This window comes from Cedecea neteri, assembly GCF_000758305.1.
In the GTDB taxonomy this organism is placed as follows: domain Bacteria; phylum Pseudomonadota; class Gammaproteobacteria; order Enterobacterales; family Enterobacteriaceae; genus Cedecea; species Cedecea neteri_C.
In genome coordinates this window covers 2697043-2710919 of record NZ_CP009458.1, presented here as the reverse complement: position 1 = coordinate 2710919, position 13877 = coordinate 2697043, and the positions used below count along the sequence as shown (strand labels likewise).

General features: G+C 53.9%; 9 protein-coding genes. 2 read left to right on the top strand and 7 right to left on the bottom strand.

Translation table 11 applies throughout. The features are described from left to right. Positions 1-364: 364 nt before the first annotated feature. Together LH23_RS12665 and LH23_RS12660 are read left to right on the top strand one after the other, a co-directional pair. Positions 365-1486, top strand: coding sequence for a porin (locus LH23_RS12665; protein ID WP_039291537.1), 1122 nt, complete (start codon positions 365-367; stop codon positions 1484-1486). 185 nt (positions 1487-1671) lie between these two features. Further along, on the top strand, positions 1672-2862 hold the full coding sequence (locus tag LH23_RS12660; protein ID WP_039291536.1) for an amino acid aminotransferase: 1191 nt from the start codon (positions 1672-1674) through the stop codon (positions 2860-2862). A gap of 221 nt (positions 2863-3083) precedes the next feature. Here LH23_RS12660 and LH23_RS12655 read toward each other — a convergent pair whose 3' ends face one another. The 7 genes from LH23_RS12655 to cmoM form a co-directional block, all read right to left on the bottom strand. Next, entirely contained in the window at positions 3084-3731 is a 648-nt protein-coding gene (locus tag LH23_RS12655; RefSeq protein ID WP_039291534.1) for an MBL fold metallo-hydrolase, read from the bottom strand. Between the two features lie 39 nt (positions 3732-3770). Next, entirely contained in the window at positions 3771-4319 is a 549-nt protein-coding gene (locus LH23_RS12650) for a YcbK family protein (protein WP_008461203.1), read from the bottom strand. 184 nt (positions 4320-4503) lie between these two features. Continuing rightward, positions 4504-6342 (bottom strand): L,D-transpeptidase, encoded by a 1839-nt coding sequence (gene ldtD / locus LH23_RS12645; RefSeq protein WP_039291531.1) that lies wholly within the window; start codon positions 6340-6342, stop codon positions 4504-4506. Positions 6343-6525: 183 nt separating this feature from the next. Continuing rightward, the gene (mukB, locus tag LH23_RS12640) at positions 6526-10983 is read right to left on the bottom strand and encodes a chromosome partition protein MukB (protein ID WP_039291529.1); all 4458 of its coding nucleotides are present in this window, start codon (positions 10981-10983) and stop codon (positions 6526-6528) included. Beyond that, positions 10980-11696 carry a chromosome partition protein MukE gene (mukE, locus tag LH23_RS12635; RefSeq protein ID WP_039291526.1) on the bottom strand — a complete coding sequence of 239 codons (717 nt, stop codon included), beginning with the start codon at positions 11694-11696 and terminating at the stop codon, positions 10980-10982. Before mukE ends, mukB begins: the two co-directional genes overlap by 4 nt. Then, the gene (gene mukF, locus LH23_RS12630; RefSeq protein WP_039291524.1) at positions 11677-12999 is read right to left on the bottom strand and encodes a chromosome partition protein MukF; all 1323 of its coding nucleotides are present in this window, start codon (positions 12997-12999) and stop codon (positions 11677-11679) included. The genes mukE and mukF overlap by 20 nt, the downstream gene beginning before the upstream one ends. Before the next feature lie 3 nt (positions 13000-13002). Next, positions 13003-13779, bottom strand: a complete 777-nt coding sequence (gene cmoM / locus LH23_RS12625; protein WP_039291521.1) for a tRNA uridine 5-oxyacetic acid(34) methyltransferase CmoM — start codon at positions 13777-13779, stop codon at positions 13003-13005. Positions 13780-13877 lie beyond the last annotated feature (98 nt).

Sequence of the window (13877 nt, the reverse complement as noted above, 5' to 3'; positions counted from 1 at the left end):
GCCATCCAAAAATAAGTCAAAAAATGAACAATTGTGAACAAGAAATATTCACTTCATAACTTTATGCAAATTAAACATAAGTAATTCATATATATATGCTTAGAAAACACACATTCGAGTTGCACTGAGAGTGAAATTTGAAATGGTTCACAAAGTTCCCTAAAATTAATATTTAGTTACACATATTTTCTTTTTGAAACTCAGTTTAGACATTTGTAGCACTTTCAGGCTAGCGAAACGGTTTCATGGATGGAAAGATGCCTGACAGATACAGAAAGACACCAAACTATCATCAATAGTTCCGTAAAGAATTATTGACGGCAGTGGCAGGTGTCCATAAAAACCACAATGAGGGTAATAAATAATGATGAAGCGCAATATTCTGGCAGTGGTAATCCCTGCTCTGCTGGTAGCCGGTGCAGCTAACGCTGCAGAAATCTACAACAAAAACGGCAACAAACTGGATCTGTACGGTAAAGTTGTTGGTGAGCGTGACTTCACCACCACCGGTGGTAAAGGCAATACCGACGTCAACTACGGCCAGATCGGCTTTAAAGGCGAAACTCAGATCAACAGCGATCTGACCGGTTATGGCCAGTGGGAATATCGTGCTCGTGCAAACGGCGGCGAAGGCAACCAGACTAACTCTACCCGTCTGGCATTCGCAGGCTTGAAAATCGCTAACGGTGGTTCCATCGACTACGGCCGTAACTACGGTATCGTTTACGATGTTGAATCCTATACCGATATGGCACCATCATGGTCTGGCGAAACTTGGGGCGGTGGCTATGTAGATAACTACATGACCAGCCGTGCTAACGGTCTGCTGACCTACCGCAACAGCGGTTTCTTCGGTCTGGTTGACGGTCTGAACGTCGGTATTCAGTACCAGGCCAAAAATGAGAATGCAAACCCAGCCCAATCAAACGGCGACGGCGTAGGCTACTCTCTGGGCTATGACTTCGGTGCTGGCTTCTCTGCAATTGGTGCATACAGCAACTCCAACCGCACCACCAAGCAGAAATTAGACGACAACGGCAACAAAGCTGAAGCGTGGGCTCTGGGTACCAAGTACGACGCGAACAACGTTTACCTGGCCGCGGTTTATGCCGAAACGCGTAACATGAGCCGTCTGAGCAACAACGTTTATAACAGCCCAGAAAAGGCTGATAACCCGAACTACTTCAGCGTAGCGAAGAAGACTCAGAACTTTGAAGTTATCGCTCAGTACCAGTTCGACTTCGGCCTGCGTCCATCCCTGGCATACGTTCAGTCCAAAGGCAAAAAACTGGCTAGCGTAGACGGCGGCAACGCTGATCTGGCTAAATACATCGAAGCTGGTGCGACTTACTACTTCAACAAAAACTTCAACGTTTACTTTGACTACCGCTTCAACCTGCTGAGCGACAGCGAAGCAGCTAAAACTGACGGCGGTTGGGTTGGTTCTGACGACCAGGCAGCAGTTGGCGTGACCTACCAGTTCTAATTTCAGCCATTTGTTTGTCTGAAATGTTTAAAAACAGGGCTTCGGCCCTGTTTTTTTATGGCAAAAAAGTAGAATAAACCCGATGTTATCGCTAACCGTCTCTTTTTGTCGCAAACGGTTGGCAATTCGTAAAACAGCAGTTAACCTGAAAGCGATTTCCCCCGATATCACTAATGGAACCCGTCATGTTTGAGAACATTACCGCTGCCCCTGCCGATCCTATTCTTGGTCTGGCCGACCTGTTTCGCGCCGACGACCGTCCAACCAAAATTAACCTCGGCATCGGGGTCTATAAGGACGAGACCGGTAAGACCCCTGTCCTGACCAGCGTGAAAAAAGCAGAGCTTTATTTGCTGGAAAATGAGACCACCAAAAACTATCTGGGCATTGATGGTATTCCAGAGTTTGGCCGCTGCACACAAGAGCTGCTGTTCGGCAAAAGCAACGCGCTTATCTCTGACAAACGCGCGCGTACGGCACAAACCCCAGGCGGGACCGGTGCGCTGCGCGTCGCCGCTGATTTCCTGGCGAAAAACACCTCGGCAAAACGCGTCTGGGTAAGTAATCCAAGCTGGCCTAACCACAAAAGCGTGTTTAACTCCGCGGGCCTGGAAGTGAAAGAGTACGCCTATTACGATGCGGAAAATCACAGCCTGGACTTTGATGGCCTGGTGGCCAGCCTGCAGGCGGCGGAAGCCGGTGATGTAGTGCTGTTCCACGGCTGCTGCCATAACCCAACCGGGATCGATCCTACCGCTGAACAGTGGAAAACGCTGGCGGAGATGTCGCTGGCCAAAGGCTGGCTGCCGCTGTTTGACTTTGCTTACCAGGGCTTTGCTCGTGGTCTGGAAGAAGATGCCGAAGGCCTACGTATTTTCGCAGCCGGTCACAAAGAACTGCTGGTGGCCAGCTCCTACTCCAAGAACTTCGGTTTGTACAACGAGCGCGTGGGTGCTTTCACGCTGGTTGCCGCCGATGCCGACACCGCTGACCGTTCATTCAGCCAGGTGAAATCGGTTATTCGCGCCAACTACTCCAACCCGCCAGCGCACGGTGCCTCCGTTGTGGCGACTATTCTGAGCAACGACGCACTGCGTACCATGTGGGAACAAGAGCTGACCGATATGCGCCAGCGCATTCACCGCATGCGTCAGCTGTTTGTGAATACCCTGCAGGAGAAAGGCGCCAACCGCGACTTTAGCTTCATCATTAATCAGAACGGGATGTTCTCGTTCAGCGGTCTGACCAAAGAACAGGTGCTGCGCCTGCGTGAAGAGTTTGGCGTTTACGCCGTCGCATCTGGCCGCGTTAACGTGGCGGGCATGACGCCGGATAACATGGCGCCGCTGTGCGAAGCCATCGTTGCCGTGCTGTAACAGCCATGCATAGCAAAAGAGCCGCATAAGCGGCTCTAATATTGCTGACAAAGAGGGAAAAAACGTGGTTTTTCCCTCTTTGTGGTTATCAGCCGAAAACCAATAAATTGATTTTCCTGTTTTCTTTAAAAAGCCGTCTGGTATTTCTTCTGTCATCAGAGTTTTATCAGCAGTCTGAAAGAGCCGCATAAGCGGCTCTTTTTTTTTACTGAAAATCCGTTTTACCAGACCGGCTGCTCGTCCTGCAGAAACGGATTATGCAGGCGCTCGTAACCCAGCGTAGACATTGGACCATGACCGGGGATAAAGGTTACATCATCCCCCAGCGGCAGCAGCTTACGTTTGATCGAATTAATCAACGCCGCGTGATCGCCACGCGGGAAATCGCTGCGCCCCACTCCGCCTTTAAAGATGACATCTCCCGAGACCAGCAAACGAGAGGCCGCATCGAAGAAAACGATATGGCCGGGCGTATGCCCCGGACAATGCAACACCTGTAAAGTTACATTCCCTACGGAGACACATTCCCCTTCATTTAGCCAGCGGTCCGGCGTCAAAGGCTGACACTCGTCGAGGCCAAACATTCGGCTTTGCTGCGGCAGTCCCTGCAGCCAGAACTCATCTTCTTTTTCCGGTCCCACAACAGGCACGCCATAATGTGCCGCCAGCTCAGCCGCCGCGCCGACGTGATCGAGATGACCATGCGTCAGCAGGATTTGGCTAATCTGCACGCCTTTCTGCGCCACCTCTTGCTTAATGCGCGCCGCGTCACCGCCGGGATCCACCAGCGCCGCCTGCTGCGTTTCCTCGCACCAAATAAGAGAACAGTTCTGGGCAAAAGCCGTGACCGGAATAATGTGATAGTTCATGCTGCTCCATTACCGACAACAAAGCCGGATTCCGTTGTTTTACCAGTGCCTTACCGGCCCGGTATCAATATGCACAAAGTCGCTGCTGGGGTAGTATCCTACACCACCTGCCCGCATAGATAATGCTGCTTTGCGAATATTGCTTAACGAAACGCCTTCAATGTGGAAATCCATCGCCTGGCCTTTGGTGTGGTAGCTTTTTTTCGCCACACCGCGGCTGTGAGCACGAAGTTCATTGTTGGTGTCAATGGAACGGTAGCCGGAAACCAGCTGGACCGGTTTGTTAGTCCCCAAAAGCCCCTGCAGGCGATAGAGTTGGTCGAACAGAGAAGGATCGATAGATTTAATCTTGTTCGCCCGGTAGTCCCGGAAGAAGTGATTAAGTCTTGCTAATTCATCCTGAATATAGCCTCTGCCATCAAAAAACTCAGCTTTCAGTGACTCTCCAGTATGCAGGTTATTGAGAGTCAAAATGCGCGGGCGTGGTGTCGAGAGGGTGGCAAACGACGGCAAAGGCATGAGAGCGGCACCGAAAGCCACGCCCCCCAAAGCCAGTAGCTTGCGGCGATTAGCGTCAAATTTGTCCATGATATCCAGGTCTACAGGTAATAAAATGATGGTTTAATATGCACTTTTGCGCACAGCCATCGCACCATAACTGCCCGAATCCGGGGAGTCAAGGCACGATAAAACCCAGCAACGGCGGGCCCTGTAGAGGACCCGGCTGAGTTTTACATTTTCTACGACCACTAATTCATTAGAAATGTTGCGTTTAGCGGATTAATAACCCGGCTTTTGCGAGGTTTTGTGCGCCAGATCGCGCGGTGAGATCATAATTGTAAATATCTGTACGAAACTCGGTACGGCCATCTTTTCCGACAAAAGCGGTCAAATAGTAGAGGTTAACCGGAATGTTATGGCGGATATTGACGTATTTGGTATTACCTTCCTGCAACGTGCTGGATATCCGGGAATCATTCCACCCGGCATCCTGGAGGAGCATATTTGCAAGTTCGGACGCCTTATTGACGCGCACACAACCTGAACTCAGCGCCCTTGCATCCTTCTGGAAGAGGTTATGATTTGGCGTGTCGTGCAGGTAGATGGCGTCAGAACTCGGCATATTGAACTTATAGCGCCCAAGCGAGTTCTGCGTGCCGGGCTTCTGCTGGAAGCGGAACGGCAGATTATTCTCGGTGATCGTCGACCAGTCTACGCGCCACGGATCGATCATCTCGGCATTGTTGCTCCAGCCGCGGATCACGCTATAGCCGTGCTGCTCGAGGTAACCCGGATTCTGCCGAACCTTTGGCAAAATATCTTTGCGCGCCAGCGTCGGCGGCACGTTCCACGGCGGGTTAACCACGACATTGTTCAGCGCGCTACTCATCATCGGGGTTTTACGATCCGGGCGCCCAACGATAACGCGAGAAGCCAACGCTTCATTACCGTTAAGGTAATACACCAGCGAATAGTTAGGGATGTTCACCATAATGCCGGTTTCGAGTTTGTCCGGCAGCAGTCGTAAACGCTGAATATTCAATGCAACAAGCGCCGCACGCTGCTGAGGCGTGACGTTAAGCCAGTCGCGCGTCAGTTGGCCAATCGCGCCATCCGAGCCTAGCCCTTGCCATTGCTGGAAGCGCTTAACGCCATCCACTAGATCGCGGCTGTAAACGCCGCGGGCTGCAGCCTGAGATTTCTTCTTGCCTGCCTGAGGAGATGCGTCTTCGACGTTAATCGCGGACGGACTTACGGTGACATCGGCTACGCTGGTCACCCCCGATGACTTGTCCTGGAGCATGCCGGTTCGGGCAAGAATTTCTCTCAACGCCCCCACGTCGTTGCTCCACTGCCCCGGCCTCAACGTCTCTTTGCCAGCCATCTGCGGCCACGGACGGGTGTCAGCCAGCAGATGAATCAACGACTGATGCAGCTGGGCGTACTGCGGATGCTGAGGCGCAAGGCTGTCGATAAAGTTCACCAGAGAACCCTGATCAACGGCCACCTGCCACTGGTTAATCACCGACAAAGGCGGCGTTTTTAACTTGTAAGGCGTACTGCTATAAAGCCAGCGATTGCCGTCGATCGGGATCCCTGAAACGAACTGCAGGTAGCCCATCATGGCGTCAGAAAGCACCACATCTCGCGCCATACCGGTCACTGCTGGGTCGGTCAACAGCTCAACCCACTGGTTAAACTGCGGCTGTATTCCGGCAATGGCCACTTCCGCCAGCTGTTGCTGAAAGGCTTTAACCGCATCGCGGTTTTCCCACATCGGCTTCATATCACGCGCGGCATAGAAGGCCGACAGGGCGTTGAGATAAACCGGCGTGTATCCTGCAGGCAGGCCTGCAATAAGCTGCGACCGGCTTTGTGCCGCCGACATCGTGGAGGTGTTTGTTGGCAAAGTCCCGGCCATCGTGGCCGTCGCCGTAGACTGTGCCAAAGGCTGATTGAGTTCCGTGGGCCGATCGGTCTGGAAAGCAGAACTGTCGGAGGGAACGACGGCAGGCTCGTCGGCCTGGGCCACAAACAGCGGAGCGAAACTGAGCGCCAGGCAGTAACCGACTGCCGACAATCGAAAATCTTTAACTTTTCTAAGCAACATCCCTTGCCCCCTGTTTTTTTACTGTGCTCACCGTCAAAGGCGGGAAGTATTCACCACTAGTATATAAACAGTAAAAACCATTTGCCTGACAAAATGTAAAGAAAATTAAAGATTAAGACTGTTCGCGACAAAGAAAAAGCGGGCCGTAGCCCGCTTGGTAATTTCGCATCCCGCCTCGGTAGTTTACGAGGCGTCCGCCGTTTCCGAACCTTGCTGCGGCTCTGGCAGCGCCGGGGCCGCAAAGCCACGCAGGCCAACAACGTGAACGTGCTCGCTGTTCTGGAAGACCTTACGCACCAGCTTATAGGTGGTCCCTTTTTCCGGGCTGATGTTTTCTGGAGCCGCAATAATTAATTGCATTTCCAGGCGTTCACACAGCTCAAACAGCGTGGCGATGGACTTGGCATCCAGTCGCGCCGCTTCGTCAAGGAACAGCAGGCGACAAGGGGAAATGTCTTTCCCACGCAGGCGCTGCGATTCATCTTCCCAGCTCTGAACAACCATCACCAGGATAGACATCCCGGTCCCGATAGCTTCCCCGGTGGATAGCGCCCCACTCTCTGCACGCAACCAGCCGTCCGAACCACGGTTTACCTCAACTTCCATTTCCAGGTAGTTACGATAATCCAACAGCTCTTCGCCGATGGTCTGCGGCGTGCGCTGCCCCATGTCGATTTGCGGGTTCAGACGCTGATAAAGCTTCGCCAGTGCTTCTGAGAAGGTCAGGCGATTGCTGTTAAACAGATCCTGATGCTGCTCGTGCTGCTCGGAAAGTACGTTCAACAGCGTCGCGTGAGCCTCACGCACGTTGACGTTCAGACGAACGCTCTTCACCTGACCGAAGGAGACACTTTGCAGGCCCTGGTTGAGCATGCGAATACGGTTCTGCTCACGCTGAATCGTCTTGCGAATGATGTTCGCCACGCTGCGGGAGCTGATCGCCAGCTTCTGCTCGCGTGACGTCAGCTCTTCTGTCAGGCGGCCCAGCTCAATTTCCATCTGCTCGATGGCCTCAACCGGATCGTCAGTACGGATGATGTCCTGGCGAATACGCTCGCGCAGATGCTGATAAACCGCGACGAAGAACTGAATCTTACGTTCAGGGCGTTTCGGATCTTCCGATAGACGAAGTACATCGCGCAGATGTTCATTGTCAGCCACCGCCAGGCGCAGCGCACCCAACGCCTTATCCGACATGGAACGCAGATCGTCCCCGGAAAGGTAAGCCAGTTCACGACGGTGGAGACGGCGTTCAACGCCGTTATCTTTCACCATACGCATGACTGCGCACCAGCCTGCTTTAGCCGTCACAACCTGCTCGCGCATTTCGAAGTAATTACGCTCCAGCTGCTTCAGTTTGCGTGTCAGGTTGTTCATCTCTGCTTCGCAGTAAGTCAGCTGTTTCTCAAGCTGATTACGGCGAGAGCGGTTGTTGCTGAGCGCGGTATGCAGCTCATCGCGACGTGCACGCGCTCTTTCCTCTGCACCGGTATCCGCGCGAACCCCAATATCCTGCAGCTCTTTATGCAGATCGGTCAGCAACTCTTTCTTGGTATCAAACGAGCTTTTCAGCGACGCCATCAACTGGCTGTACTGGCCTAACTGCTGAGCATGCTGACGCAGGGCTTCACGGGAACGCGTCCGCTCTATTTCAGCCTGTTCCAGACGCTGACGCAGTTTCTCGTTCAGGTCGCTATTACCGTCCAGCATGGCGGCAGAATCGCTATAGCTGAAGTGGGCGCGACGCTGCACGACTTCGGTCAGCGCAAACGCGCGCTGACGGGCATCACGCTGTATTTGCTGCGCATGAGCATAGTCGTCTTTGAGCTGTTCAAACTGTTCAGGGTCGCTCTGCAGCACGTTGGCAACACCTTCCAGCTTGATCAACTGGTTGCCGTGCTGGTGAATAAAGCGAGCTGACTCTTCGGCTTCATCCAGGCGCTCCTGGATTTCATCGCAGCGATCGGCCAGCGTTTCGTCATTCAGCAGGCTAATGCGCGGCAGCAGGCGGTTAAGCTGGGCCACGCCCTCTTTCGCCTGCTCAAACTGCTGACGCTGCTGCTGAGTATCATTTTCGTGGTTATTGATCGCCCGCTCAATCTCGCCGCGACGGCTATTGAGGTGGCGAATTTCCGCCTCAGGATCGTCTTCAAAGGCTACGCCCAGGTGCTGGCCGATAAAGCGGCTAAACGATTGGTGCAGACGCTGGTTTTTCTGCACATCGAAAGAAAGCGTCGCGAAGCGCTCGGCCAGTGACTCACGTTCGTTATGCAGGGCTTCAAGGCGGTTTTCACGCGCGGCGCGGCCAAACAGCGGCAGTTCTGGCAAACGTGAATAGCGCCACTGGCGTTCAGCGGTTTTGACGAGCACTGCCGTACCCATCTCTTCAACGGTGAAGACGCTGTCATCGAACGAAGACGGGTCCCCTTCAATCAGGTACAGGTCTTCAGGGCAATCGTCCAGATTCTCCAGTTGCTCACGCACCAGAGAAAGATCCGGCACCACAATGGCATGGCGGGACGGGCCGTACAGCGCGGAGAAGTACGGAGCGTCTTCAAGGCCGATGTCGTCATAAATTTCAGACAGCAGCACACCGCCAAAACGCTCGGCCAGCGCGTTGAGGCGCGGGTCTTCGGCACCGCCAGGCTGGCTGAGACGTTCGATTTCGTCATCTACGGCACGCTTACGCGCCCCGACTTCGTCACGCTCAACGGTGGATTCGCGCTCGCGCTCCAGCAGTTGCTGCATGTACTCAGTTACCTGCTGGCTGGCTTCGAACTGCTCCCCGCTTTGCTCGCACAGCTGAGTCAGGCTGGTTTGCGCCGCAATCCATCTTGGCGCGCGCAGGTTCAGCGTTTTGATGCTGGCCTGAATCTGTTCCAGCTCCTGACGCAGCGCCATACGCTGCTCGCTTGCATCAGAAACGGTTTGCTGCAGCGCGCCGATTCGCTCTTCCAGCTCCTCATGCAGCGCTTCGAGCTCTTCCGGATCGAACTGTTTGCCCTGGCGTTTACAGAAGTCAGCGAGCAAACGCTCAGCTTCCTGCTGTTCGCGCAGGCGTTGTTCCAGCTCGTTGAGACGCATACGCAGCGGCTGGACCTGTTCGGCCAGATGGCGCTGGTTGCTGCTGTCGCGCAGTAATTCACGCGCGGTGTCCCAGGCTTCGCTGCGACTCACCGGGCCACTGATCGCCGTCACCAGCTGGTAAGCATGTTCGAACTGGCTATGCGCCGCCTGAGCGACGCTCATTTTCTGCTCGAGCGACAATAGCTTGTCGGTTGCCTCGATCTCTTTCGCTTTGAAAGTGTCCAGCCATTCATCGGCGCTATCTGCGGTTAAATCTGGCAGGTGGCAAAGCTCTCGAGCACGCTCCAGCGCCTGTAGCGCCTGCTGATACTGAATCGCGCGGGTCTGCTGCACGTCCAGCGCCTGCTGGTAATCGGCAAGCTGACTTTTCAGCTCATCCACTTCCAGCTCGGCGGCTTCGGCCCGGGCCTCATTTTCTTCCTGCTGCTCGTGCGCTTCGGCAACGATCTCATTTTGCTCTTCAAGACGAATTTGCAGCTCGTCGAGGTCCGCTTCGTAGCGCTCGATCTTTTCCTGCTGGCGAATCGCCGTTTGCACCAGGTTCAGATGATCGCTTGCGGCCTGGTAATCCGTTTCCAGATCGCCTTCCGCACCGCTGTGCTCGCCCAGCTCGCGCGCCATATCAACGTGCTTATATTGTTCGGCGGCCAGTTGTTGCCGGCTGATAAGCAGCTCGCGACGAAATTCCAGCGCTTTATCCAGGTGGATACGGCGTTCGTTGGCGTGACGCATATAGTCCGCCGCCACGTAGTCAGTCGCTTCCGAGATTAAGTGCTTAAACAAATCACGGTCGGACTGGGTGACGCGAATCGCTTCCAGCGTCATGCGGTTTTCACGCAGCGCTGCTTCCATATCCTGGAAGGCTTTACGCACGCCGCCGTTTTCAGGCAGCAGGTAATCACGCAGGGAACGGGTGATCGCGCTGGAAATACCGCCGTACAGCGAGGCTTCAATCAGGCGATAGTATTTGCTACGGTCTGCGGCGCTGCGCAGACGACGAGCCACAATACCCAGATCGAACATCAACGAGTGGTAGTCGGTGATGGAGTTGAACTGCTTGAACTGTACGCCTTCAATGGCTTCAACTTTATCTTTCAGTTCCTGCAGGCTGAGTACGCGAGCCTGACGCTCGTTCAGCGTTTCAGTCAGTAACTGCGTCGGCTGAATAGAGGTCGGCAAGCCCTGAATAGCAAACGGTTTAATATCGACTTTACGGTCGCGCCCGGCGACCTGCTGCAGGCGAACCCCCACCACAACGCGCTGATGGCGCGAGTTGATGACGTCCAGCGTGGAGTAACACACACCCGCTTTCAGCTTACCGTGAAGACCTTTATCGCGAGAGCCTGAGGTAGCACCGGCCTCCGTGGTATTACGGAAGTGCAGCAGGGTTAAATCCGGGATAAGCGCCGTGACGAAGGCCGCCATGGTGGTGGATTTACCCGCCCCGTTACCGCCGGAAAGCGTAGTGACGAGTTCGTCGAGATCGAAGGTGCGTGCGAAGAAACCGTTCCAGTTAACCAGCGTCAGCGAGCGAAATTTTCCGCGTTCAATCATTCCTGTTCATCCTCCGCGTTATCCAGTCCTGGTTGCGATTCATCGCTCTCATCATTGAGCTGCAGGCGGCTTTCGACCGCCATGGCTTCACCGTCGCGAATCATGCGCAGCTGAGCTTCACGCGGGTCATCGCCGGTACGCACATCAGCACCGAAGCGGAAGACTGATTCTGTGATGCGGAATTTGCTGCTGTCATGCCCCATAAACCAGATCATGCCGAGGCGGCGCAGGCGCGTCAGTGAAGCACGCACTTTCTCCTGCAGCTTTTGGCGATCAAGGTCGGACCCGGTGGAGCGGTTGTTCACCAGCTTCAGCAGCTTGTTTTCATCCGCTAGCGTTAGCAGCTCGTCGTAAAGTTCCTGCTGGGTGAAGATCCCTTCGTTGGCCAGTCGTTCCGGGCTGAGATAGAGGTAGCACAGGATTTTTCCCACCATCATATCCAGCTCGGAAAGCACTGAGCGCGGGATTAGCGTAGTGGAACGTGGACGCAGATAGAAAAATCCTTCCGGCGCACGAATCAGCTCAACGTTATAACGCGCGTAAAACTCTTCCAGATATTCCTGGAAATCCATCAAAAAGGCGTGGTTGTCCAGTTCCTCGAGGCCAATATGACGCCCGGCGCGCAGCTGGCTGTCGAGCGCAGGAAAAAGAGGGTTGGCCAGCGCCTGTGCCAGTTTAACCGGCATCACTTGTTCAATATTTGTTGATGACATGCGCCTGTACCTTGGCTCCGTAATCGTTAATGGTTTGCCACTTGGCAGGCAATCCTGTGAAATCCGCTTCCGCTACGCCCAGACGTACCGCCTGGTCTACAACAATACGCGCCACGTCGAAGTGACGCGCGCGCGGGTATTGCACGAGGTAGTCACGTACCACAACGCCCAAATCAAGAGGAGCTTGTTGGGTTTTGTAGACCTGCAGCGCCGCTTCAATCAGCGCCGCCAGCTGTTCGCGAATTTCGTTAAATTCTTCAAACTCGAGCTCACTTGGCAACTCGCCGGTGACCTCTTCATCCCGCAGCGCCATCTCTTCGTCACGCATATCCAGCAGGCGATCGGCGCTGGAGTAGGTCAGCGCCCATGGCGCATCGAAGTAGCTTTGCACCGACTGACGCAGACGCTGAGCAAAGACACGGTTTTTATCCATATCGATAGCGGTACGGATAAATTTATGCACGTGGCGGTCGTAGCCAATCCACAGGTCAATAGCCTGCTGGCCCCAGCTGATAATGCGATCGAGTTTGCTTTGCAGGTCGAACACCAGGCGGTCTACAAAGTGAAGATCGTCGCGGCCCAGCGTTGAATCCTGAACGCGCAGCAGGTTGGCCTGCAACTTATCCCCTGCGGCTTCGAGCGTATCCTGCAGTTCACGTAGCGTGCCGGATGTCTCTGACAGCAGCAACTCACAGCTTGAAATCGCCGCTCGCCAGTCTTTGTTCAGCAGTTGGGCAATGTCATCTTTTACCTGCTGCTGCTGCTCATCCATGATGCGCTGGGTGAGATCGATACTGTCGAAAATCTCCGCCACGGAATACTTCAGCGGCGCATAAACATTGCGATGCCAGTGGAACTCATCGCCACCTTCATCGGCCGCATCAGCTGCGCGCTTAAGTTCGCCCGCAACAATAGAAAGCTGCATAGACAGACGCAGCGTGGAAAACTCACGCTGGCGAATGTAGTAGTCAGTGATGCCAATCCCCAGAGGCGTCAGGCGATAAATGGCATTGCCTTCGGTTAGCTCACTTACAAAGCGATTTAGCAAACGCTGACGAACCATATCATTGATGGCGTTGTTAGCGCGCACGTTGATGGTTTCGCTCGTTTGCTCAAAACCATCGCTGACGTGACGAAAAGCATCAATCAGCTCTCCCTCGCTCAGCTCGCCATCAAGACGCTCGCCGTTTAAGGTGGCCACGGCCAGCAAAAACGTCAGGCGCTCCGTAGGTAGCGAGATCGAAAAATCATTTTTCCTGGCCCAGGCAACCAGTTCAGGCACTGTCTGGGAAAAATCACTCATAATTTATCCTTGGCTCTGCGGCTTAAACGCGGTTACGTGAATATAGCGGCCGAGACTGATAAACGGCTCCTGCCGACAATAACGCGTCTCCAGCGTCAGCAAATCGTCAAAACCATCTCGTTGTTTGTGTTTATCTCGCAGGTAATCGTGAAACACCCGCACGCCGGTTTTACCGGTAATTTGCCAGCCAATTTGCTCCAGCCAGTGGTAAACCTGTTCTGGCTGCAGCGGATTGTCGGGCGAAAGGGTTTTGCGCTTATTTTTTTTCATCCCCTGCAGTACATATTCGAAGTTTCCGACAAACATGTTTCGCATCAGCAGGCCGTTTGCATTGTAGAACATTAGCGACAAAGTGCCGCCGGGACGCAAACAATCCCAAAGCGCTTTTAGCACGGCCTGAGGATCGGTGACCCATTCAAGCACCGCATGAAACAATATCAGATCAACCGGGCTTTCCAAATGTTGAGCCATATCCTGAGCGGCAGATTGTACAAAATGCATGTTGTCGCTCACACCTTTCTCCTGAGCGAGTATTTTTGCACGTGCAATCATTTCGGCGGAGACATCACAAAGCACGACTTCGTGACCCCGTTCAGCAAAACGGGTAGCCGTTTGCCCCTCCCCACCACCGGCATCCAACACCTTTAGGGTTGCGGGCTGTGTTGCCAGGAAAGCATCCAGATCCTGCCAGAGAATCGCCTGCCGCAACTGGCCTTTGGTTGTGCCATAGATATTGTGCGAAAACTTCTCGGCAATATCGTCAAAATTGCGGTCACCCATGGGTACAGCTCCGTGGCAAAAGAGGTCATCTGACAAAACCGCTATTTTGGCACAGGCGGGGCGAGAATGAACCCATCTGGTGTAATATCACGGGGGTT